This window comes from Actinoplanes lobatus (assembly GCF_014205215.1).
GTDB lineage: Bacteria > Actinomycetota > Actinomycetes > Mycobacteriales > Micromonosporaceae > Actinoplanes > Actinoplanes lobatus.
Genome location: NZ_JACHNC010000001.1, coordinates 9,353,070 through 9,376,219, shown reverse-complemented (window position 1 = coordinate 9,376,219; position 23,150 = coordinate 9,353,070). Strand labels below are relative to the sequence as shown.

Here is a 23,150-nt window from a genome sequence, read left to right as displayed (position 1 = left end):
CCACCGAGCTGAGCCCGGCGGGCGCGGCACAGGCCGGAGTGGGCAGTGAGCTCGCGCGGCAGGGCGGGACTGCCCTGAATGTTGCGGGGCGGGGTCAGGCGTACCGGAAAGGGTCGGAAGTGGGATTCGGACCTTTCATCGCCGGCTGGGCGCCAGGTCGCGGTGCGGGCGGGGACGGTGCGAGCCGAGGCGCTGGGCGGGGACCTCGATGTAGCGGTGGGTGAGCCACGAGATCCCCAGGACCGTGGCCAGGTAGCCGGCCGCCAGCAGGGGATCGGGCACAGGGGAGCGGAGGATCGGGGCGGCCAGGTCGAGTACCACGAAGTGCACCAGGTAGACCGAATAGCTGAGCACGCCGATCCGGGCCAGCCAGCGGGGCGTGCGCCGATGCCGTAGCAGCATGCCCGCCGCGAAGGCGCCGGCGAACGTCAGGAGGGTGAGTACCGAGCGGGTCACGTAACGCGGGGTGACCGCGTGCAGGGCGGCCAACTCGCCGAGCCAGACGGTCAGCAGCGCGGCCGCCACCACGGCGATCACCACGGTCGCCCGCTGCCACGATGTGCTGCCGTGGTCGGCGCGGTGGATCACCGAGCCGGTGAACATCACGGCCACGATCAGCAGGCCGTCGCGGGCGTGTGCCGGGTCCATGTCGAACAGCAGCAGGCCGAGCGCCAGCCCGCCCAGCAGCAGGCCGCCGGTGACCTCCGCCCAGCGGCGGCGGGACAGCACCCCGGCCAGCCCGGCCGCCAGTAGCACCGCGCCGGCCACCGGGATCTCGCCCAGCCGCAGCGGGACCAGCGGGGCCGTCGCCGCGCCGAGCACGGCCAGGATCACCGGGGGGAGGAGGGAACGCTGCGCCCGTACCGTGAAAAGGGTTGTCACGAGAAGGTAGAAGGCCATTTCGAAGGAGAGCGTCCAGAACACCGGCGTGACCAACGGCACACCCAGGAGGAACGGCAGCATGGTCGCGTGGCCCACGGCCGTGGACCAGGCGTTCGCGGGCGGGTGGGCGGCGACCAGGACGGCGATCATGGCCAGGTAGAGCGGCAGCAGTCGGCGGGCCCGGCTCAGCCAGAACGCGCGCAGGTCGCCGTGCCGTTCCAGCGAGGCCGGGATGATGTAGCCGCTGACCAGGAAGAACAGCATCACCCCGGCGGTGCCGGCGTGCAGCCATTCGCCGGTGACCGCGCGCAGATCGGTGAAGACGAAGCGGGTCAGATGCGCATAGACCACCAGCAGTACGGCGACGGCGCGCAGCCCGTCGAGCCACGCCAACCTTGGTGCGGTCATCGGGAAAAGATAGTTGACTGACCAGCATGTCGATTTGGAGCAGTGAACTCGCCGGAAGCCTGCATCACGACACGATCGATTCGCGGCTGTTGCGGGACAACCCGCTCGGCGATCCGCACGTGCGGCCGCTGTGGGTCTACACCCCGCCCGGCTACGAGCAGGGTGACCAGCGGTATCCGAGCATCTACGTCATCCAGGGCTACTCGGGCCAGGTGACCATGTGGGGGAACCGGCAGCCGTTCCGGGAGCCGTTCATCGAGACCGCCGACCGGGTGTTCGCCGAGGGGCGCGCGCCGGGATGCGTCCTCGTCTATGTGGACGCGTGGACGGCGTACGGCGGCTCGCAGTTCGTCGACTCGCCCGGCACCGGGAAGTACCACTCCTACCTGTGCGACGAGGTGGTGCCGTACGTCGACGCCCACTACCGGACCCTCCAGAACCGTGAGTCGCGGGCCATCACCGGCAAGTCGTCCGGCGGCTTCGGCGCGATGATCACCCCGATGCTGCGGCCCGACCTGTTCGGCGCCCTGGCCACCCACGCCGGCGACGCCCTGTACGAGTACTGCTACCTCCCCGATTTCGGTAAATGCGTCCGCTACCTGCGCGACTACGACGGCGACATCCTCGCCTGGTGGAAGGACTTCCAGTCCCGGGTGTCGTTCACCAAGGAGGAGGACATGCCGTTCTGCCTCCTGCTGGGTTGCACCGCGGCGTTCTCCGCCGACCCGGACGGCACCCCGCGGCTGCCGTTCGACTCCCGGACCGGGCAGCTCAAACCGGAGCTGTGGGAGCGCTGGCTGGCGTGGGACCCGATCCGGATGATCGACCGGTACGCCGACGAGCTGCGTTCCCTGCGCGCCGTCTGGATCGACGCCGGCACCCGCGACGAGTGGTTCCTGGACCTGGGCGCCGAGGCGTTCCGGGACGGTCTGCGGCGGATCGGCGTACCGGAGGAGAAGATCGCGTTCGAGCTGTTCCCGGCCAAGCACGGCGGTATCGACTTCCGCTACCCGCTGGCCGTCGAGTGGCTGGCGAACCGCCTGCTCAGGTGACGCCTTTCCCGCAGGCGCGGACGCCGTGCGTGTGCAGCGTCCGCAGGCAGTCGTCGAGCGCCCGGCGGCCACCGACCGCGATCGGGGTGCCGCCGGACCAGCCGGAGTGCAGCGCGAGAAGCACCGCGTGACGCAGCTCGACCCCCGGCAACGCGTGCCACAGCGCGGTGACCGTCGAGTCGAGCGTCTGCTCCCGGTCGGAGCCCAGGTAGACCGCCTGCCCGGTGTCGCCGCCTTCCAGGCGCACCGGGCCCGGGTCGGCCGGCACACCCTGGACGAGCGGCCACAGCTCGTCCACCAGGGCGGCCAGGTCGGCGTCCTCCCGGAAGTCCCGGCCCGGCGGCCGTGCCGGGTTGAGCGGCGGCTCGTCCGAGTGGAACGGCTCCGCGCACACGTCACAGCGGCCGAGCAGGTGACCGGCCTGCCGGGCCATCTCGCCGCGCCGCTCCGCGCCGTGCACCACGTTGGCGAACGGGCCTTCGGCGTGCCGCGACCGCACCTCCCGCTTGACCCGGCGGGCCGCCTCGAACGCGTCCTGCCCGTACAGGTGCAGAACCTCGGACGGCTCGCCGGTCAGATAGCGGTCCAGGAAGGCCAGGGCGAGGGGGTGGCCGGCGTCGTCGTACTCCGGCCACAGGTGGCGGACGTCGGCGGGCGACACCGTGACCCGGTGGCGGCAGACGATCCGCAGCCCGGCCCGGATGATCGCCCGCTCCACGGACCCGCTCAGCTTGAGCCGCAGACAGTCCGGTTTGAGCAGCAGAAAGGCCCTGGGGTCATCCACCAGACAGACCTTAGGGATCCGGCGCAATGTGGGTTCCGGGGGGATCCCGGAACCCACACCCGCGGCTCAGCCGGCCAGGTGACCCCAGCGGTCGGCCAGCTCGTCCCAGGTGCCCTGGTCCTCGACCTGCCCGCCGATCAGCACGACCACCCGGTCGGCCTGGGCCAGCGCGGCCCGCTTCGACGTCGAGCCGACCACGGTCACCCCGTGCGAGCGCAGCGCCTCCCACAGCGCGAGTTCCGTCGTCACGTCCAGCGCGGACGAGACGTCGTCGGCGATCAGCAGCTCGGTCCGTGGCGCCAGGGCCCGGGCCAGGGCCAGCCGTTGCAGCTGGCCACCGGAGAGCCGGGTGCCCTTGTGCCCGATCAGCAGCTGGAGGCCACCACCGGCGGCCGCCAGGTCGTGCTCCAGCTGCGCCACCGACACCGCGTCGGCCGCGTCCACCTCGTGCCCGAGCTGGATGTTGTCGGCCACCGTCCCGGACAGCACCCGCGGCAGCTGGGCCACGTAGCCGACCTGGTTGGGTCGCAGGAACACGTGCGGCTCGCCGACCGGCTCGCCGTTCCACCGCAGCCCGCCGGTGTGGTGCACGATTCCGGCCAGGGCCCGCAGCAGCGACGACTTGCCAGAGCCGACCGGGCCGACCACCAGCACCAGCTCGCCGCGGCGCACGGTCAGATCGACATCGCGTACGCCCAGCGCGCCGTTCTCGTGCACCGCGCTGAAGCCGGACAGCTCCAGCGTGCGCAGCGGATTGCGCGGCGCCGTCGGCGGCGCCGGCGCCGTCCCGGCCGAGATGTCCACCCCGGGGACCTCCGCCGTGTACTCGGAGACACCGGTCATGGCGGCGGTCCGCCGGGTCCACACCCTCGCCGACGGGTAGTGCGACACCAGCGACGCCGTGGTCCACGCGAACCAGCGGGCCGAGCCGAGCACCGACACCGTGATCAGTACCGCCGCCGAGGTGATGTGGCCGTTCAGGTAGAGCGCCCACGCCGCGATCGGCAGCAGCCCGCTCGCGACCGACGGCGTGGACCGCGCCCACACCTGGATCGCGATCTCCCGCCGCTGCAGGTCGCTGCGGACCTCGTCGAGCCCGGCCAGGTGCGTGAGCACCGGCTCGGTCGCGCCGGCCAGCTTGACCGTGCGCGCCGCGGACAGCGACGACACCAGGGAGGTGGCGAACGCCGCCCGGGCCGCCACGGTCCTGCGGGCCGCCCGTTCCAGCCGTGGCCCGAACAGGGTCGCGGCCAGCCCGGAGAGGATCATCGTCCCGGCGAACAGCAGCCCCGGCACGAACGACCGGGAGAACACCGTCATCGACACCAGCGCGAAGACCGCCACCGAGTTGTCGATCACGTTGTCGGCGAGCATGACCACCCGCTCGGTGTCGCCGCCCTGGGCCACCACCTCGGCCGGGGTGTGCTTGCTGACCCGGCGCGGGCCGACCTGGCCGTGCACCAGGCGCAGGCTGATCCGCAGCATCTGCCGCACCCACCACTCCGGGAACCAGGCCCCGGTGTAGTAGAGCGTCGGGATCAGCGCCAGCAGCGCCACCGCGAGCCCGAGCGCCGGGTAGAGCGGGTTGCCGGCACCGTCGACCACGTTGGACCACAGCAGCGGCAGGATCGCCCCGTCGAAGCCGAACAGCACCAGGAACAGGAAGAAACCGCACGCGGCCAGCCCGTACCGTTTGTCGTTCAGCGCCAGCCGGACGATCTCCCGCATGGTCCGCACGGGCGGCGGCTCGGGCAGCGCCGGCGGATCCACCGTGGGCAGCGGATTGGTCAGCGCGTCCGGGCCGAGCTCCTCCCGCATCCCGGTGTCCCAGTCGCGTTCGGCGAGCAGCACCCCGCCGGCGGCCGGCTGGGCCGCCGGGACCGCCAGGTTGCTGCTGGCCATCAGCTCGGCGAAACGGCGTGACTCGCGCAGCGGCCCGGCCTCGACGACCTGACCGTCGGCGAGCACCACCACCTCGTCGCACCGCTGCACCGAGGAGAGCCGGTGCGCCACGATCACCCCGATCCGGCCCTGCAACAGCCGGTCGGTGGCCCGCTGCACCCAGGACTCGGTGACCGGGTCCATCCGGGCGGTGGCCTCGTCGAGGATCACCACCTGCGGGTCGCGGACCAGGATCCGGGCGAACGCCACCAGCTGCTCCTGGCCGGCCGAGAGCTTGTAGCCGCCCTCGCCCAGCTTGGTGTCCAGGCCGTCGGGCAGCCCTTCGGTCCAGGCGCTCAGGCCCAGCTCGTCGAGCGCCGCGCCGGCCCGGGGCAGCAGCTCCCGGTCGAACAGGGCGATGTTCTCCGCCAGGGTGCCGGACAGGATCTCGGTGCGCTGCGGGACGATCGCGGTCCACCGGCGCAGACCCTCCACGCCGATGTCGTTGATGTCGACGCCGCCCAGGAAGACCGTGCCGCGGGGCACGTCCACGGCCCGGGTCAGCACCTTGGCCAGGGTGGACTTGCCGGAGCCGGTGCGGCCGATCAGCGCGTACGAGCTGCCGCGGGCGAAGGTGACGCTCACGTCGCGCAACGCCGGGGGCCGGCCGCTGTCGGCCTCGCCGTACCGGAAGGTGAGGTTGCGGACGACCAGGTCGCCCTCGACCGGCGGGACACCCTCGACCGGCTCCTGCGGCACCTCGGTCAGCAGCTGCACCCGGCCCCAGGCGCCGAGCGCGTTCTGCATCTCGGGGACCATCCGGGTCAGGTGCTCCAGGGTGCCGCCGAAACCGAGCGCCAGCAGCCACACCGCGGTCAGGCGGGCGGCGTCGATCTGTCCCGTGTGCAGCGCCCAGGCGCCGGCCACCACCAGGAAGGCGATCAGCGAGCGGGTGATCGAGCCGGCCGCCATGGTGACCTTGGCGGAGGACCGCCACACCCGGCGGCCGCGGCGCAGCACCTCGGCCGAGCGCTGGGCGAAGAGGCGCAGCACGTACGGCGCGGCCAGGCTGGTGCGCACGTCGTCCTGCCCGTGGATGGCCTCCTCCATCACCGCGGCCAGATCGGACCAGGCCTCCTCCTCGGCGATGCGGACCGGGCCGATCCGCTGGATCGGCTTGTTCATCACCGTGAACAGCAGGAGGCTGACCAGGATCATCGCGATCGCGGCCGGCCACCAGACGAAGAACGTGGTCAGCACCGAGAGGGAGGCCACCGCCACGGACTGGGCCAGGCGCACGCCGCTGCCGCGCAGCTCGGCGCCGACCTGGTAGACGTCCGAGTCGATGCGGTCGAGCAGCTCGCCGACCGGGGTGTTCTCCAGGGTGGGGATGTCCTGGCCGAAGGCGACCCGGTTGAGGCGGCGGCGGGCGCGGGCCGCCCAGTCGGCGGTCAGGCGGGCCGCCAGCAGGCCGACGACGACGTCGCTGAACACCGAGGCGACGAGCGCGGCGGCCAGCACGGTGAAGAGCGGGCCGGACCGGTCGACGAGGACCGGGCCGGCCAGGGCTAACGCACAGGCCGAACCGGACGCGCCGAGCACGATCAGGAAGCCGACGAGTGCGGTGCGACTTCGGCTTGTGGCCCACAGGTCGCGGAGCAGGCGCATGAAGAGTCCTCGGAACGATAGGGGAAGGAGGCGGTGCCCCCATCCTGCTCGGCCGGGAGACGACGGCTCAACGGGTTTATTCCCGGCATTCCGCCCGCGCCGGCACAGTCGACTCAGGACACTCCGGCCGGCCCTGAGCCGGCCGGAGCCGTCAGACGGTGCCGGTGGCGAGCAGGGCCGCGGTCGGGACGGCGAGGACCCCGTCGGGGCCGCGGTAGGGGGCGGTGCGCCGGTCGTACTCCTGGCGGACACGGAGGGCGGTCGGCTCGTCCTGGGCGGCCAGGATCAGGCCGGTCAGGCCGATGCCGGCGGCCGGGCCGGACCACCAGGCGCCGGCGTCGATGCGCATGGTCCAGGAGATCGTCGTGCCGGTCACACCGGTCAGGCCGGCGCCCGCCAGCAGGGCGGTCAGGCCCGCCTGGTCGCGGCGGAAGTCCAGAGCCGGGTCGAGCCGGGGCAGATCGTCCGGGCGGACCGCCCCGGCGGCGTCGAAGATCTCGTCCCAGAGGCGCTGGGCCTCGGGTTTCGGGTGCGGCCAGATGGTCACCGCGATCCGGCCGCCGGGACGCACCACACGCCGCATCCCGGCGATGGCGGCCGCCGGGTCGCCGACGTGGTTGATCACGAAGTTGGCGACCGCGGCGTCGAACGTGGCCTCCGGGAACGGCAGCTCGGGCAGGATCGCCTGCCGGACCTCGGCGCCGGGCACCCGTTTCGCCGCCAGCTCGACCATGCTCGACTCGGCGTCGACGGCGGTGACCCGCGCCCCGTGCTCGTCGGCCAGCCCGGCGACCGTCCCCGAGCCGGTGCCCACGTCCAGCAGCCGGAGCCCGGCCAGGTCACGGTCACCGGCGGCGGCGGACAGCAGGGCGGGGGCGGTGTGGGCGCACAGCCGGGACACGGTCTCGTTGAAGGTCTCGGCCTGGCCCGCCCACATGGAGCGTTCGTAGTCGTCGAACGAGGGTCTCGTCACGAGGCGGAGCGCAGGGTCAGCAGGGTGATCTCGCTGGGGGCGAAGATGCGGAACGGCGGGCCCCAGAACCCGGTGCCCCGGCTGGTGTAGAGCTGGGTCCGCTCGGAGTGACGCGACAGGCCCTGCAGGGCCGGCTGGTCGGTGCGGACGAGGTAGTGGAACGGCCACATCTGACCGCCGTGGGTGTGCCCGGACAGCTGGAGGTCGATGCCGTGGGCGACCGCGTCCGTGATCTGCTGCGGCTGGTGGGCCAGCAGCAGGACGGGCAGCTCCGGGTCGGCGCCGGCCAGGGCGGCCTCGTGGTCGGTGCGGTGGCCGGGCAGGCCGGAGCCGCCGGCCGTGCGGTCGTCGACGCCCGCCACGACCAGCGAGTCGCCGTCGCGGGTGACCACGACGTGCCGGTTGTGCAGGGTCTCCCAGCCCAGGTTCTCCATGTGCTCGACCCAGCCCAGGGCTCCGCTGTGGTACTCGTGGTTGCCGGTCACGTAGACCCGCGCGTGGCGGGCGCGGACGTCGGCCAGCGGGGCGGCCATCTCGAGCCGCTGCTCGACGGTGCCGTCGGCGATGTCGCCGGTGTGCGCCACGATGTCCGCGTCCAGCGAGTTGATCACCTCGGTGACGCCGCGGGACCAGGCGGCCCGGTCGATCGGCCCGTAGTGGGTGTCGGTGATCAGCACCACGCGCAGCCCGTCGAGGCCGCGGCCCAGCCGGGGCAGCACCACCTCGACCTCGCGCACCCGGGAGACCCGCATCGCCTCGCGGTGACCCCAGAGCAGCAGGCCGGTGGAGATCACCAGCACCAGGCCGGTGACCACCCGGGAGCGCACCGGGTCGGCGACCCCGGCGGCGAGCAGGGCCAGCTCGAACAGCTGCCCGAGCACCGACCACGTGAACAGCACCCAGATCACGCCGAGCAACGTGTCGGCGATCCGCGCGGCCCGGTCGTCGTGACCGCCGTGACCCCGGAACATCAGCCACGGGAACAGCGCGACGACGGCCACGAACAGCACCGTGCCGGCCACGGCGACCACGCCGGGCCAGTCGTTGCCGGACCAGAACAGGGTCACCAGCGGGACGCCGAACAGCAGCCCCAGCACCACGAACAGGATCACGCCGAACCGGGCCACCCGCGGGCCACGCCTGCGCGGCTCGGCCTCGACCGCCTCATCCACCGACATGAGGGCAAGCATGCCACTCCTGTGCGACAGAACCTGAGACAGGCTCAGGCGAGGCCGACGATCAGGTCGGCCCGGCCCCGGGTCGCCGCGATCAGGCGAGCGTTGCGCTCGTCGGTGCCGGTCGCCCACGCCACCGCCGCGTCCGGGGTCTTGCCGAACCGGACGTGCCGGTCGATCAGCCGGCGCAGGCGTTCGCCGTCCTCCAGGTCGGTGTACCAGACCTCGGTCAGCTGGCTCCGCACCGGCGCCCAGCGGGGCTCGTCGAGCAGCAGGTAGTTGCCCTCGGTCACGATCAGGCGGGCGGACCGGGGGACGCCGATGCTGCCGGCGATCGGCTGTTCCAGGACCCGCTCGAACCCGGGCGCGTAGATCATCTCGTCCCGGTCCTCGTGCAGGCGGCGCAGCATGCTCGCGTAGCCGTACGCGTCGAAGGTGTCCGGGGCGCCCTTGCGATCGCGCAGGCCGAGCCGGTCCAGCTCCACGTCGGCGAGGTGGAAGCCGTCCATCGGCACGTGCGCCACCCATCCGGGGGCCGCCAGGGCCGCGACCAGCTCGGTCGCGAGGGTGGTCTTGCCGGCGGCGGGCGGCCCGGTGATGCCCAGGACCGCGCGCCGCCCGTCGCCGGCCAGGCTCCGGGCCCGTGCCACGAGGGCGGGGAAGGTCGGCGTCATGGCCCGACCGTACCGGTCCGTCTTCTCGTCGGATCTCCGACTGAGCCGCCCCGGCGGACCGCTCTGCCGGAGAGTGTGTCGGAGGGACAAAACGACTACACGGGGGTTTAGTTGATCATGTTCCGGTCCCGTCAGGCTGTCGTCGTGGCCGTTCTCGGGCTGGTGTCCGGCGCAAGCCCGATGCGGGCCGCCGAACCGGAACCGGCGGCCCCGGTGCACGCGAGGATGGAGGTCGTCGCACGCGGGCTGGACGGTCCGCGAGGCCTGGCGTTCGGGCCGCGGGGCGAGCTCTACATCGCGGAGGGCGGCCGCGGTGGCCCCGGGCCCTGCCGGGCCGAGGCCGGGGGACGAGTCTGTTCCGGCAGGTCCGGGGCCATCACGGTGGCCGGGTTCGGGCGGCAGTGGCGGGTCGAGGCGGGACTGCCGTCGCTGGCCTCCCCGGCCGGGGCATACGCGCTCGGCCCGTCGGACGTCACGGTCACGGCGGAGGGCGACCCGGTGCACACCGTCCGGCTGGGCGGCGGCCCGGCGCTGCGGTCCGCGCCCGAGCGGGCCGGGATGGCACAGCTCAACCGGCACGGGGCGGTGCTGGCCGACCTCGGCGCCCAGGAGACCCCGGCCGATCCGGTCGCGGTGCTCGCCACCGGACAGGGCTACCTGGTCGTGGACGCGGCCGGCGACGCCCTGATCCGGGTCGGCCGGCGGGGCCGGGTGCAGACGATCGCCACGCTGCCGCAGCGCACCTCCGCCACCGAGGCCACCTCGGTGGCGGAGGGACCGGACGGCGCCTACTACGTCGGTGAGCGGGCCGGCCGGATCTGGCGGATCGAGCCGGGCCGGGCCCCGCGGGTGTACGCCTCGGGCCTCCGCGGCGTCGTCGACCTGGCCTGGTCGCCGTCCGGGGACCTGTACGTGCTGGACGGCACCGCCCTGCTGCGCCTGGGCAGGCGGGGAACGCGGACGGTGGTCACGGCGGGCCTGACCGCCCCGGGCGGTCTGGCCCTGCGTGGCCGCGACGCCTACGTCTCCACCTGCGCCACGTGCAGCGGCACCGGCACGGTCCTCCGCATCCGGCTGTAGGCCCGGGCCACCGATCTCCGCCCGGCGCCCGCGGCAGAGGCCGGAGTGGGCAGGAATTCGCGGCGGTGAGCGTACGAATGAATGGTCTCTAGGAAAGCTGGTTGAGGCCCAGGCGGAGGCCGGTGACGCCGGCCGGGGAAAGCGGCCGTGCCGTGGCCCGGGCCAGGTCGGAGCGGATGCCGACCGGAAGCTCGTCGCCGAGCGCGCAGAGCGCCGGGAAGAGGTCGAGCACCTGCCGGTGGCTGAGCGCGCCGACACCGATGAGCAGGCCGTTCAGGGCGGTGGTGCTGCGGGAGAGATCGTCGCAGAGCTCCCGGCGCCAGGCCGGGTCGTGGATGTGGTCGGGGAATTCCCGGGCGATCCGGTTGCCGGAGGGCGCGCGCAGCCCGGCGATCCCGGTCTGCCGGAAGCGGGCGACCGGGGGAGCGAGACGGCAGGCGATACCGAGGCGGCGGGCCAGCTGGGGCACGGTGAGCACGTCGAGGCCGGAGGCGCACCGCTCGCAGAGGCGTTCGTAGGTGGTGGCGTGGATGACCGAGGCCGGGCGCTGGCAGGCTCCGTCGAGCCCGCAGATCGGGTCGAGGATCACCTCGGTGAGGGTGCCCTCGTTGTCGAATCGGCCGACGGCGAAGTAGGTCGCCGGGGCGGTGCGGTAGTGGGCCAGTGCGGCGCGGGCGCTGACGTAGCCGTCGGGTTCGACGCCGATGCGTGGCACACCGCTGTCGGTGTGCAGCTGAATGAGGCGGAACATGGTGCGCGCTCCCGGGGTTAGAGCGGTTTCGGTGTCGTCCTCCGATACGTCTCCGGCGCGACAAAGGTTCACCTGTCACCGTGTGTAGCCGTTGGGTGACGATGTTCGCGCTGGCTAGCCGATCGGAAGGCCTCGAAGGTTACTCGCTGTAGTGTTGGATGGCTAGTGGCCAGGCACTGTGCGAACGGGGGAGTGGGGAGTATCCCGCACATTGGTAAGGTTCCCGGCCGAGCGACCTGTACGTATTTGGGGGGAGACCCGGTGACCGCTTCGGTGGCCCAGACCTGGACCACGCTGCCTGCGCTGATGTACCACTCGGTCTCCGCCGTCGGTGGTCCGCTGCGCGACCTCGCGGTGCCGCCGGAGCGGCTGGCCGAGCAGCTGGACGCGCTCAGCGCCGCCGGGTACCGGCTGGTCGGTCTCACCGAGGCGCTGGACGAGCTGGAGGCCGGCAGCACCGGGAAGATGGTGGCGGTCACCTTCGACGACGGCTACCGGGACTTCCTCACCGCGGGCGTGCCCGCGTTGCAGGCCGCCGGCGCCAGCGCCACCCTGTACGCGTCGGTCGGCCACCTCGGCGGTCACGCCGGCTGGCTGGGCCAGTGGTCTCCCGACTTCGGCCCGATGCTCACCTGGTCCGAGTTGGAGGAGGTCGCCTCCACCGGCATCGAGATCGGCAACCACAGCCTCATCCACCACCCGCTCGACGTGCTCTCCGCGGCGCAGCTGCGCGAGGAGGTGGTCAGCAGCCACGACCAGCTCGAACAGCGGTTGCAGCGGAAGGTGCGGTCGTTCGCCTACCCGCACGGCTACAACAGCGACCGGGTGCGCCGGGCGGTCGAGTCGTCCGGGCACGACAACGCCACCGAGGTCGGCCGCCGCCTGCACACCCCGGCGGAGCGCCGGTTCGCCGTGCCCCGCTTCCAGCCCACCCCCGACCACACCGGCGCCGACCTGGTCGCCCTGGTCGAGAGTGGTGGCCCCAGGCTGGTCTCGCAGATCAAGCAGCTGGCCCAGCCGGGCTGGCGCCTGGTGCGCAGGATGGCCCGCAAGGCCGGCCGGAACCTGACGTGACGGCCGGGCACCGCAGCCAGGGGGAGCAGGGCATGACCCGCCGGGGCCTGCTCGGGCTGGGCGCCCTCGGCGCCGCGTCCGCGGCCGGCGTCGTCGGCATGTGGAAGGCCGCCTCCCGTGGGGCCACGAACAACACCGTCTCCGGTACGCCGACGGGCGCCGGCCCGGTCGAACCGGCGCCGCCGTCCGCCACGCCGAGCCCGTTCGCGGCCGCCGGCGACATCCGGAAGCTGGGTGGCGCGGTCCGGTTCACGGCCGGGAAGGCGCTGCTCGGGTCGTACCTGGGGCTGAAGGGGATGAGCTACCCCGAGGCGGTCAGGTACCGGCGCAAGCAGCTCGGCCGCGACCACCGGATCGTGCACGTCTTCTACGCCTGGCCGGACCGGCTGCCCACCTCGATCGAGGGCATGCCGAAGAAGGCCATCCCGATGGTGTCCTGGCGCGGCCCCAAGTACGACAAGATCCTCAGCGGCGACTCCGACGACCTGATCGCCGCCGCCGCCCGCCGGATCAAGGAGCTGGACCGGCCGACCCTGCTGCGCTGGGGCTGGGAGATGAACGGCCGCTGGTACGAGTGGGGCGGCTTCCAGAACAAGCGGAACCCCGAGGGGTACGTCAAGTGCTTCCGCTACCTGCGGGAGATCTTCGACGACCAGGGCGCCGCCAACGTCTCCTGGGTGTGGAGCCCGAACTGGAACTCCAGCCCGGACGAGGACTGGAACCGGATGGAGGCGTACTACCCGGGCGACAAGTTCGTCGACTGGGTGGGCGTCTCGGGCTACAACCTCCACGAGGAGAGCCCGGCCACCCTCTTCGACCCCGTCTACCAGCGGTACGCGTCCCGCAAACCACTGCTGATCACCGAGGTCGGCTCGAAGGACCACGGCGACACCAGCAAGGCCGACTGGATCACCGACTTCTCCGAGTACGTGGCCCAGCGCCCGGCCATCGGCGCGGCGGTGTGGTTCGACACCGACACCCACCCGAACTACCCGGAGGCCTGGCGGTTCGACACCGATCCACAGTCGACGGCGGCGTACCGGGCGATGGCCACGAGCCCTCGGTTCAGCGCTTGAACAGCTCCGTGTAGACCTCCGACGACCCGGTGTTCGGCAGGCACTTCGGGTCGTCCGGGCGCAGGATCGACGACTGGGAGAAGTCGCCGTCGCAGCGCTGGAAGTACGCCTCGTACGCCAGGTACGGGGCGTGCTCGGCGAACCAGGCGTGCATCCAGCGGATGAACTCCGGATTGTCCTTGCCGGCGTCGGCGGTCGGCATGACGCCCCACTCGCCCACCGAGAACAGCTTGCCGTGGGTACGGGCGAAGTCGAAGAGCCAGTTCAGGCCCTCCGGCGCGGCCGCGGTCCGGTCGAAGTCGGCTTCCGCCGGCGACCACGGGTGGTGGTCGTAGTTGTCGATGCCGATGATGTCGACGTACTCGTCACCCGGGTAGCAGTTGGTGCTCAGCCCGCCGCACAGGTCCGCCGGGGTGCTGTGGGCGTTGATCGTCCAGTCCAGCACGACCTGGGGGCTGGCGGAGCGCAGCGCGCCGGCGGCCTTGCGGTAGCAGGCGATGTAGTCGCCTCCGTTCAGGCCGCGCCAGGCCATCGTCGGCTCGTTCATCTCCCAGCCCAGGCGGACGATCGAGTCGCCCCGGCCGTGCCGCACCATGAGCGCGCCGAAGTCCCGCCAGTTCTGGTCGTATTTTCCGGCCGCGCAGTCGGCGACCAGGTTCTCGCCCCGGTCCGGCACCAGCGCCTGGGAGATCACCAGCACGCCGTCGAAGTCGGCGAAGTACTCGAAGGCCCAGCCGGAGCCGCTGGTCATCGAGTCGTAGCTCGTCCGGTCGGTGTAGGTGTGCGCCACCTTGCAGTCGCGGCCCCGGGTCGAGCAGAACTCCCTGACGGAGGCGCTGTTCAGGACCGGGAAGCCGTTGACGCCGGACAGGCCGTAGGGGCCGGGCCAGGCGCCGGGCTCGCGGGGCAGGGCGATCTGGGCGCGGGCCGAGCGGGGGTCGGCGTCGATCCCGTGCGGAGCCGGGGACGCCGGAGTCGCGGAGGGCTTTGTGGGATCGACGTTGATAAAGATGATCGCGAGGGCGAGGGCGGCCACCCCGGCCGCGGCCGGCCAGAGGCGGCCGCGCCGGAGCGCGGTGGGCGGAACGTCCGGCATACAGGCGGGTCCTAAGCGGCGGCGGCGATGATCAGCGTACGGAAGGCGGCCGTGTCCCCGCCGCGGAAGAGGTTGACGGTGACCCGCTCGTCGGCCGGGACGGTGAGCCGCCCGGTCCAGTCGCCGTCGGTGTCCGGGGTGATGTCGTGCTTGCTGAGCTCCTCGCCGGAGGTGCCGGTCACCACCATGGTGTACGGCCCGCCGGAGGCGCTCAGCCCGGCCGCGGTGACCTGCACCGACCGGTTGCCGGCCGGGTCCACCGCCCCGGGCGGGGCCGCCGACAGCGAGGTGACCGCGATGTCGTAGGTCTGCTCCGAGTCGGCGAACGACCAGATCCCGATGCCGGCCAGCATCACGGCGGCCAGGCCCAGCGGCAGCACGTCCCGGATCAGGCGCTGCTTCGAGATCGTCATCCGCTCACCGGTGGCCTTCGCGGGGGCCGCCGCCACGGTGGCGGTGGTGTGCGTCCGGTAGACCGCCACGCCGATGGCGATCAGCGTGCCCACCGCGCACACCAGCATCCAGCTGGTCCGGTTCAGGGTGCCGCCGGCGCCCCACAGCAGCAGACCGCCGAGCACCAGCACGGCCAGGCTCAGCGCCGGCACGAGGATGGTCCGCTCGACGACGCCGATGTCACGGCGGCCGGGCCGGAACAGGGCGTCGTTGATCGCCAGGCCGGGCAGCACGAAGGCGAGCAGCAGGCCGCCCGGCACGGAGAGGGCGAGCGGGCCGAACTCGACGGCGAGCGCGGACACGACCGTCAGGCCGGCGAGGACACCGGCGCGTACCGGGTTCACGAGGGTCCCATCTGATAGATCCGTACGGTGCCGTTGTCGTAGAGCCGGGAGATCGAGTTGACCTGGTCGAACTTGCCGAGCTGGGTCTCGCTCAGCGGCTCGGTGATCTGGCCGGCCATCGGGTCGTCCTGGAAGTACGCGTCGTTCGACGGCAGCATGTCACCCAGCCGCTCGTCGACGACCAGGTAGTTCACCGCCAGCTCCTGCGCCCGCTGGTCCTCGGCCGAGGTCCACGACGTGGCGTAGAACAGCTCGCCCACCTCACGGACCGGGTCGATCCGCCCGTACGTCGAGGAGAGCGCCACCGCCGTGATGTCACCGCCGACCCGGGCCTCCCGGGGCAGGGTGCGCTCCTGCCAGCGGGCCGCGTCCACGCCGAACCCGTCGACCGACCGCTCGTACGCGGCGGCCAGGTACGGACCCGGCAGCAGCGCGGACACCGGGGGCCACCCGCCGGTACGCGCGCCGATCATCAGCAGCGTGATCAGCGCCGTGCCGATGTACACCTGACCGGCCAGCCGGCGGCCGGTGGTGACCGCGACACCCGGCGGCGGCACCGACAGCCAGCGGCGGCCGTCGGCGTCCTTGGCCGGGATGATCTGCACGGCGTACACGATCGCGATGGCCGCGATGATCGACATCGGGATGTAGGTGAAGGTGGAGAGCCGGCCGGCGATCTCCGGGCCGTTGGTGCCGAGGAACCGGGCGCCGTTGCCGGCGAAGAACACCGCGCCGCCGGCCAGCGCGGCCCACCGCCAGGTGTCCCGGTCCTTACGCAGGATCATGTCCCGGGCCACCGCCAGGAAGAGCACGAGCAGACCGAGCAGACCCATCCCCTGTACGGCGAGCTGCACCAGCGGCACCGGTTTGGTGGCGCCGGCCTCCTCGCTGGCGGCGCCGCCGAACATCTGGTTCAGCGAGGCGGCGAGCCGCTCCACCGGCGCTTCCAGGTAGGAGATGACGTCCTGCGCGACGAAGCCGATCCAGCAGCACACCACGGCCAGCGCGACGGCCGGCAGGATCAGCGTCTCCCAGGGCCGCGGCCGCTCCAGCGTCAGCTCGGCGAGCGCGAGCAGCAGCAGCGTCGCGACCAGGGCGAACGCGGTGACGTGGTGGCTGACCGTGGTCATCGCGATGCCCACCACGGCGATCGCGAAGAACTTGCGGCCACCGCCGGTGCGCCACCGCCGGTACGCCCAGACCGTCAGCATGAAGAACGGCAGCGCGGCGGTCTGGTACAGGAACATCGAGTTGAAGAACAGGTAGTGCATGGCCGTCGCGTAGGTCACGCAGGCCACCCCGGCCATCGCCGGCGAGTTGCTGGCGCGCAGCACCGTGGCGAAGAGCAGGCCCACGAAGATCAGGTGGGCGACGCCGGCCACGATGGTGCCGGCCGCGGTCACCGGCAGGCCGGTGAGCAGCGCCAGCCCGGCGCCCATCTCGGCCAGGCCGGGGAAGTGCACGGCCGGTGGCAGCGCGTTGTTCTGCCGGAACAGGTCACCGGACTCGGTGATCAGGGTGGTCGCCAGCCAGTGCTGCAACTCGTCGGGGAAGCGGAACTGGTCCGGGCTGTACATCCACTTCAGCATGTACTGGTTCAGCGCCAGGCCCATCACCAGGACGAACGACTCGGCGACCCCGGCCAGCCGGCTGAGCAGCCGGAACACGACCGGGGAGAAGACGATGATCTGGCCCACCCAGTAGGCGGACATGGCCCAGGAAGCCCCGGCGCGGCCACCGGCGTACGCCAGCGCCATCAGCACCACACCGAGGGTGGAGACGGCGATGACCCAGGGGGCCCAGCCGAAGTCGAGGGCGGTACGCGGTTCCGGTTTCGCCTCGGCCGGGAGCCGGATGATGACCGTCTCGTCGTGGGCGACCTTCTTGTCGACGACGACCCGGCCGGCCACCTTCTTCTTCGGCGCCTGCGGCAGCCGGATGATGACGGTGTCGTCGCCGGCCGCCCGCTTGCGGGCGGTGCTCAGCGCGTTCGGGCCGGGGCTCTTCGGCTTGGGCCCGCCGGGCAGCCGGATGACGACCGTGTCGTCGCCGGCCGGCCGCTTCCTGGCGGCGCCCGGGGTGGTGCCTCTCTTCGGCGCCTGCGGCAGCCGGATGATCACGGTGTCGTCGCCGGCCGGCCGTTTCCTCGACGGCCCGGTGGCGCGGATCACCACGGTGTCGTCGGCGGAGGGTGCCTTGGGCGGCCTGATCACGACGGTTTCGTCGCCCGACGATTTCACCGGTTCCGCGAGCTTCTGGGTGGCCTCTTCACTCCCGTCCCGTTCCTCCGGCGCAAGCCGGGTGATCACGACGGTCTCGTCGGGTCGCGAATCCGCGGTCTTCGCGGTCGCTTCCTCCGGCGCCCGTTTCCGGTCGGACGTCGGCTGGTCCCCCATGTAAAGAGCCTCCACAGTGTTGACGAGGCTTCCGTCGCCCCAGGTCAGGGGCCACGGAAGCCGACGCCGCGTTGATCGTTTAGCGGGTTCCCCGGAGCTTCTGCCGGGCGGCGCGCCGGCCCCGGAGGTACGCACGCGGTCCGGCAATCATGCCTCGCCGGTTGGCCGTCAGCAGCTCTCGTGGGAAATCGTCCTGCAGAGTCGACACCCGCAGGCTGTCCGCGCCGGTCAGGTCGCGCAGCGCGGTGGGCGCCAGCCTGATCAGCGACCAGAGCAGTCCCGGGCGGCCGAGCAGCAGGCCGGTGTACGCGGCGGTCAGTCCGGTGCCGTACCCGACCATCTGCTTGTGCAGGCCCTCGAAGTCCCGCCGGTGGTAGTGGTGGGTCACCGCGGTGGGCTGATAGACGATCGTCCCACCGGCCAGCAGCACCTGGGTGAACGCCAGGGTGTCCTCCGACCCCATGGCCGGGGTGCCGGCGCCGAGCGCGTTGTCCCAGCCGCCGATCCGCTCGATCACACCGGGCCGGAAGGTCATGTTCGCCCCGGTACCGAACGGCGGCAGCGGGTAGAGCGGGCTCTGCCGGTGCGCGGTGTGCGGGCCGAAGACGTCCGGCCGGAAACCGCGGCCCTTGCTGTGCCCGCCGAACTGCTCGAACCAGATCTGCGCCCGGGTCTCCAGCTCGGCCGGGACGATCACGCCGGAGACCACGTCGGCCTCCGGGTTCTCGACCAGCGCCCGGGCCACCTCGGCCAGCCAGTACCGGTCGGCCAGCTCGTCGTCGTCGATCCAGGCGACGATCTGGCCCCGGGTCGCGGCCTCGGCCGTGTTGCGGGCGAACGACAGGCCGGGCTTCGGCTCCAGCAGGTAGTCGACCGGGCCGCGGCGGGCGGCCGACCGGGCCACCTCGGCGGTCGCGTCGGTCACCGGGGCGTTGTCCACCACCAGGATCCGGGCCGGCATGTAGTGCTGGTTGAGCAGGCTGTCCAGGCAGCGGGCCAGCGCGCCGGGCCGCTCCCGGGTGCAGACCACCACGGTGATGTCCGGGGCGGAGGCCAGCACGGCACGGCGGCTCGCCAGGAAGGCGGGCTCGCTCGCCGGGACGAACCCGGCGGCCGGCACCGGCGCGCCGTCGAGGCGCGGGCGCACCACGTCGCCCAGCTCCCGGTCGATGGCCGCGGCCAGGTCGCCGGGCGTGAGGCCGTGCTCCGGGACGTCCACCAGGACGGTGCCGAGCGGCTCGGTGAAGAGCCGGACCAGGGCCCAGGCCTGCTGGACCCGGCGGCCGTCGCTCGCCACCGCGCCGACCGACGGCAGGGGCTCGGAGAGTTCCAGGTCGAGGACGACGGCGGGCAGGATGCCGCTCTCCTCGTCGAGCCGCGGAGCGGCGGGAACGGTCGCGGTCACGGGGTGGCCTCCACCGGGGTACGGCGGCTGGGCCGCTTGGAGCTGACGGTCTCGACGACGCCACCGAATCCGGCGGCGGCCACGCCGGCGACGACGCCGCCGGAACGCAGGAAGTTGTCGGCGCCCTTGCCGGTCAGGCCGGCGCCGAAGTAACGGAACATCGCCTTGGGCAGGGCCCACAGGTAGTCGCGCTCGGCGCCGAGCGCGTCGTTCTCGTGCAGGCCGGCCATCTGGACCTTGCCGCGGCCCTCGGCGTAGCACCGGCGCACGAAGAACGTGAAGCTGGCCCGCTCGACCGGGACCTCGTGCTGGATGACCGCGCCCGGCACGTACATCCAGCGGCCGCCGTCCACCTGGCTCATGCGCAGGCAGAGGTCGGTGTCCTCGGGCCGGTTGCGGGAGCCGAGCTTGCCGAAGCCGACCCGGAAGCCGCCGGCGGCCTCGAAGACGTCCTTGCGGACGATCATGTTGGCCGACCACACGTTGCGGATGGGCGCGGTCTCGGTGGGCATGCCGGCGTACGAGCCGCCGACCGCCCACAGGAACTCGGCCGGCATCCAGCGCGGGGCCGGGCCCTCCCAGGCGGGCTGGATCGCGCCGCCGGTGCCGACCACGGTGGGGTCGGCGAACGGCTCGATCTGCCGGGCCAGCCAGTTCGGGTCCGCGATGATGTCGTCGTCCAGGAAGGCGACCAGCGGCGTCCGGGCGTGGAACGCCCCGGTGTTGCGGTTGCCGGAGACGCCCTGGGCGTACGCGTTCTCCAGCACCGTGACGCCGGGCAGCTCACGCTGGATCCGCTCGTACATCGCGGGGTTGTGGTCGACCACCACGACGATCTCGTCGGGGGTGTGCGTCTGGGCACGTGCCGAGGCGAGGGTTCGTGTCAGGTAGTCCCACCGCACCTCGGAGTAGGTGGGAATGACGATCGTCGTGGCGTGGGTGTGGTTCACGAGGGGAGTGCTCCTGTGGGCGGGAGGGGCGCTCAGGTCAGTCGTCGAGCTGAGTCGTGCGCAGTTTGTTGATGTCCTGGGTCTGCACGTTGCCGAGGTCGTCCAGCATCCGGGCACGGGCGGCGCTCAGGTCCTGGGTGGGCTGGGTGCCGAGGTCGTCCAGCGCGCGGCTGCGGATCTTGTTGATGTCGTCGGAGCGGCGGGCGCCGACGTCCTCACGGCGGGCCGCCCGGTTGAGGTGGCTCGCGTCGCGGCGCGGGTCGGCCGGGTGCCGGGTGGCGACCGGCGCGGGCGGGTTGACGACCTGGCCGAGACCGCGTGACTGCGGGGCGGCGGCCGACGGCGCGACGTGCTGGAGGCCCTCGACGAACGGGCGGAGGCCGGCGCCACGGCGGCGGCGCATCCGGCCGTACTCGCTGAAGATGGTGCGGAGCACGCGGAACCCGTCGCGGAAGGTGTTCAGGTTGCTCTCGCCGAAGATCCGCTCGTGCTCGGTGCTGCCGACCTCGCCGACCTTCAGCTTCTCGGCGACCGCGCGGATGTTGATCATCGTCTCGATCTCGAAGCCGTCGCCCCACAGCTTGCTGCCGTCGGATGGGCGGGGCAGCGAGACGTCCGGCAGGTCGAGGGCCGGCACGACCGAGCGCCAGAAGGCGTTGTAGCCGTAGCAGAGGTCGGTGAAGTGCGTCCGGAACAGGACGTTCACCACCAGGTTGAGGCCGTCGTTGCCGAGCTTGCGCAGCTTGGTGATGTCGTGGCTGTGGCCGCCGTGGCTGAAGCGGGACCCCTTCACGAAGTGGTCGCCCTTGATCAGCTTGTCGACGAAGAGCGGGATCTCCCCCCGGGTCGGTCGAGCCATCGGCGTCGATCATCACGATGATGTCGCCGGTGCACGCGGCGAAGCCGCACGCCAGCGCGTTGCCCTTGCCGATCCGGGTCTGCTGAACGATCACCGCGTCCGGGCGCAGCTCGCGGGCCACCTCCACGGTCCGGTCCTTGGAGCCGCCATCGACGATGATCACTTCCGTGATCATCGGCGGCAGCTTCGCGAACACGTGCGGCAGGTTCCGCTCCTCATTCAGCGTAGGAATCACCACGCTCACGGTCGGTGATTGCGGATGGTTACTGTCGGTGTTCGTGTTCAAGTGCGAAAGCTCCATGTCGGTCCCTTCCGGGGGGCGGCTAATGCGACTTTGTTGCGCGAATTCCCGAAGGGATCGCACAGCCGCTCGCTTCAGGAAATCAACCTAGCAAGGGATTACGTAGCGTCAACAGACCGCGAGAAAGGTTCAAGTCACAGGTGACCTGAAGTTGACAGTCGCAGTATGGCTGGAGCAAGTACTAGCAGGTGGCCGCACGCGATCAAGGCCACATTCGTTACGTAGCGTAACGGGCATTGGTCGTATCTGTGGATCAGTCCGGAGAGTCTCTGGCAAATGGATAAAGCCCTCGTCGATCACCGCAAATCAGGACAAGATCGACGAGTAGCGGGATTGCTATTTGCTTACTTTCCGGACGTGTCCGTTTACGCGCTGTGTAGATTGCTGGTCATCTTGGTGACGCTCTGACAGCGGGCTGTGAGCGTTACGGTTGATCCAGGGGGGACAGTCACCGGCCACCCGTAGCCTCCGGGGCTGTCCGCCGTTGGTGAGGCGATGGTGATTCAAACCGGACTCTGCGTCTGCGGGCACTCGATTCGGGCGCACGAGCACTACCGATCCGGGTCGGAATGCGCGCTTTGCGAACCCGGCCTCTGCCCCCGGTTCCGGCCGGCTATGCGCTGGTGGCGCCGCATTCTGGGGCCCCGCTGACCCGATGACCGTTCGACCGATGGGGGATCCTCCACCCCGTCGCCTTTACGGCCGACCGGTGATCGTCCGGTTCGGCGGAATTCGATGGCCGGTGCTCGGCCGGATCGCTGATTTTCGATGACCTCGGGTATTGGATCGGGCATCTGTGACCAAGTTGGCCGCCCGCAAATTCCTAGTGGATCTGTAGGCTTAGTGTCACTTTGAGCCGAGGGGGAGATCCCATGTCACTTCCCGACTTCCTGATCGCCGGTGTGCCCAAGGCCGGCACCACCGCGCTGCACGCCGCACTGACGGGGCACCCGCAGCTGTTCCTGCCGCAGGTGAAAGAGCCGAAGTTCTTCCTCTCCGACGGGCCGCCGCCCACGATCGGCGGGCCCGGCGACGTGCAGACCTACCAGGAGCACGTGTGGCGCCGGGCAGACTACGAGAGGCTGTTCGACCCGGCGCCGCCCGGTGTCCTCAAGGGCGAGGCCACCCCCTTCTACCTGTACGACCTGGCCGCCCACGACCGCATCAAGGCGCTGATCCCGGATGTGCGGCTGATCATCCTGCTGCGCGATCCGGTCGACCGCGCCCACTCCAACTGGACCCACCTGTGGGTGGCCGGCCTCGAGGAGGAGGCCGACTTCCTGGCCGCCTGCCACGCCGAGCAGGCCCGTAAGGCGGCGCACTGGGCCGACTTCTGGCACTACATCGGCCTGGGCCTGTACGGCCGTCAGCTCCAGCACCTCTACCAGCGCTTCTCCCGTGAGCAGGTGCTGCTCCTGCGTTACCGCGACCTGAAGGACGAGCCGGCCGAGACGCTGGACCGGGTCTGCGCCTTCCTCGGCGTGCGCACCGGGGTGCTCACCGCGATCCCGCGGGAGAACGTGAACCGTCACTACGTCGAGGACAACGGCGTGAACCGGGCGATCCGCGGCCTGTTGCGGTCGGGTGGCAACTTCGGCCACCGCTTCCCGGTGCCGCTGCGCCTGGCCGCCCGGGGGCCACTGCTCACCCTGCTGCACCGCAAGCGGGGCAACCGGCCGGTCACCACCCCGGCGGAGCGGGCCGCGCTGCTGCCCTACTTCGCCGACGACATCGCCCTGTTGCAGGACGTCACCGGCCAGAACTACGACGACTGGCTGAGCCTGGACCGACACGCCCGCGCCCGGTAAAGCCCACATTTCCCATAGATCATGCAAACTTGACGCGTTGCCGTCGCCGTTGACCTCAGG

General features: G+C 71.8%; 18 protein-coding genes and 1 pseudogene. 5 read left to right on the top strand and 14 right to left on the bottom strand.

Annotated features, from left to right (window positions below):
* Positions 1–135: 135 nt before the first annotated feature.
* Positions 136–1,290: an acyltransferase family protein gene (locus tag BJ964_RS42660; protein ID WP_188125967.1), complete on the bottom strand. Its 1,155-nt coding sequence runs from the start codon at positions 1,288–1,290 to the stop codon at positions 136–138.
* Positions 1,291–1,316: 26 nt separating this feature from the next.
* On the opposite strand from BJ964_RS42660, the gene BJ964_RS42655 reads away from it, so the two are divergent.
* Positions 1,317–2,342: an alpha/beta hydrolase gene (locus BJ964_RS42655; RefSeq protein WP_188125966.1), complete on the top strand. Its 1,026-nt coding sequence runs from the start codon at positions 1,317–1,319 to the stop codon at positions 2,340–2,342.
* Here the strand turns inward: BJ964_RS42655 and BJ964_RS42650 are convergent.
* The 5 genes from BJ964_RS42650 to BJ964_RS42630 form a co-directional block, all read right to left on the bottom strand.
* A complete protein-coding gene (locus BJ964_RS42650; protein ID WP_188125965.1) occupies positions 2,335–3,126 on the bottom strand; it encodes a nucleoside-diphosphate kinase in 792 nt (263 codons plus the stop codon). The two genes, BJ964_RS42655 and BJ964_RS42650, sit on opposite strands and share 8 nt — an antisense overlap.
* A gap of 66 nt (positions 3,127–3,192) precedes the next feature.
* Positions 3,193–6,675 carry an ATP-binding cassette domain-containing protein gene (locus BJ964_RS42645; RefSeq protein ID WP_188125964.1) on the bottom strand — a complete coding sequence of 1,161 codons (3,483 nt, stop codon included), beginning with the start codon at positions 6,673–6,675 and terminating at the stop codon, positions 3,193–3,195.
* A 151-nt stretch (positions 6,676–6,826) separates the two neighbouring features.
* Entirely contained in the window at positions 6,827–7,648 is an 822-nt protein-coding gene (locus tag BJ964_RS42640; RefSeq protein WP_203832542.1) for a class I SAM-dependent methyltransferase, read from the bottom strand.
* Entirely contained in the window at positions 7,645–8,826 is a 1,182-nt protein-coding gene (locus BJ964_RS42635; RefSeq protein WP_188125963.1) for a metallophosphoesterase, read from the bottom strand. The genes BJ964_RS42640 and BJ964_RS42635 overlap by 4 nt, the downstream gene beginning before the upstream one ends.
* Before the next feature lie 44 nt (positions 8,827–8,870).
* Entirely contained in the window at positions 8,871–9,497 is a 627-nt protein-coding gene (locus BJ964_RS42630; protein ID WP_188125962.1) for a nucleoside/nucleotide kinase family protein, read from the bottom strand.
* Positions 9,498–9,641: 144 nt separating this feature from the next.
* Here BJ964_RS42630 and BJ964_RS42625 point away from each other — a divergent pair, with 144 nt between their 5' ends.
* A complete protein-coding gene (locus BJ964_RS42625; protein WP_229806739.1) occupies positions 9,642–10,577 on the top strand; it encodes a ScyD/ScyE family protein in 936 nt (311 codons plus the stop codon).
* A gap of 88 nt (positions 10,578–10,665) precedes the next feature.
* On the opposite strand, the gene BJ964_RS42620 is transcribed toward BJ964_RS42625, so the two are convergent.
* On the bottom strand, positions 10,666–11,328 hold the full coding sequence (locus BJ964_RS42620) for a hypothetical protein (RefSeq protein WP_188125961.1): 663 nt from the start codon (positions 11,326–11,328) through the stop codon (positions 10,666–10,668).
* A 261-nt stretch (positions 11,329–11,589) separates the two neighbouring features.
* Here BJ964_RS42620 and BJ964_RS42615 point away from each other — a divergent pair, with 261 nt between their 5' ends.
* Both BJ964_RS42615 and BJ964_RS42610 read left to right on the top strand, forming a co-directional pair.
* Positions 11,590–12,402 (top strand): polysaccharide deacetylase family protein, encoded by an 813-nt coding sequence (locus tag BJ964_RS42615; protein WP_188125960.1) that lies wholly within the window; start codon positions 11,590–11,592, stop codon positions 12,400–12,402.
* A 32-nt stretch (positions 12,403–12,434) separates the two neighbouring features.
* Complete coding sequence (locus BJ964_RS42610) at positions 12,435–13,478, top strand: glycoside hydrolase family 26 protein (protein ID WP_188125959.1); 1,044 nt, start codon at positions 12,435–12,437, stop codon at positions 13,476–13,478.
* Here the strand turns inward: BJ964_RS42610 and BJ964_RS42605 are convergent.
* The 7 genes and pseudogenes from BJ964_RS42605 to BJ964_RS48815 form a co-directional block, all read right to left on the bottom strand.
* Complete coding sequence (locus tag BJ964_RS42605) at positions 13,468–14,574, bottom strand: glycoside hydrolase family 26 protein (protein ID WP_188125958.1); 1,107 nt, start codon at positions 14,572–14,574, stop codon at positions 13,468–13,470. The two genes, BJ964_RS42610 and BJ964_RS42605, sit on opposite strands and share 11 nt — an antisense overlap.
* 11 nt (positions 14,575–14,585) lie before the next feature.
* Positions 14,586–15,371 (bottom strand): DUF1616 domain-containing protein, encoded by a 786-nt coding sequence (locus tag BJ964_RS42600; RefSeq protein WP_188125957.1) that lies wholly within the window; start codon positions 15,369–15,371, stop codon positions 14,586–14,588.
* Entirely contained in the window at positions 15,368–17,767 is a 2,400-nt protein-coding gene (locus tag BJ964_RS42595; RefSeq protein WP_188125956.1) for a hypothetical protein, read from the bottom strand. Before BJ964_RS42595 ends, BJ964_RS42600 begins: the two co-directional genes overlap by 4 nt.
* Before the next feature lie 79 nt (positions 17,768–17,846).
* Positions 17,847–19,172, bottom strand: a complete 1,326-nt coding sequence (locus tag BJ964_RS42590) for a glycosyltransferase (RefSeq protein WP_188125955.1) — start codon at positions 19,170–19,172, stop codon at positions 17,847–17,849.
* Entirely contained in the window at positions 19,169–20,122 is a 954-nt protein-coding gene (locus BJ964_RS42585; RefSeq protein ID WP_188125954.1) for a glycosyltransferase family 2 protein, read from the bottom strand. Before BJ964_RS42585 ends, BJ964_RS42590 begins: the two co-directional genes overlap by 4 nt.
* Before the next feature lie 37 nt (positions 20,123–20,159).
* Positions 20,160–20,981 carry a glycosyltransferase family protein gene (locus BJ964_RS42580; protein WP_262479428.1) on the bottom strand — a complete coding sequence of 274 codons (822 nt, stop codon included), beginning with the start codon at positions 20,979–20,981 and terminating at the stop codon, positions 20,160–20,162.
* Positions 20,982–20,985: 4 nt separating this feature from the next.
* Positions 20,986–21,282 (bottom strand): annotated as a pseudogene (locus BJ964_RS48815) (glycosyltransferase family 2 protein); the annotation flags it as partial.
* 872 nt (positions 21,283–22,154) lie between these two features.
* On the opposite strand from BJ964_RS48815, the gene BJ964_RS42575 reads away from it, so the two are divergent.
* Positions 22,155–23,090, top strand: coding sequence for a sulfotransferase family protein (locus tag BJ964_RS42575; RefSeq protein WP_188125953.1), 936 nt, complete (start codon positions 22,155–22,157; stop codon positions 23,088–23,090).
* Positions 23,091–23,150 lie beyond the last annotated feature (60 nt).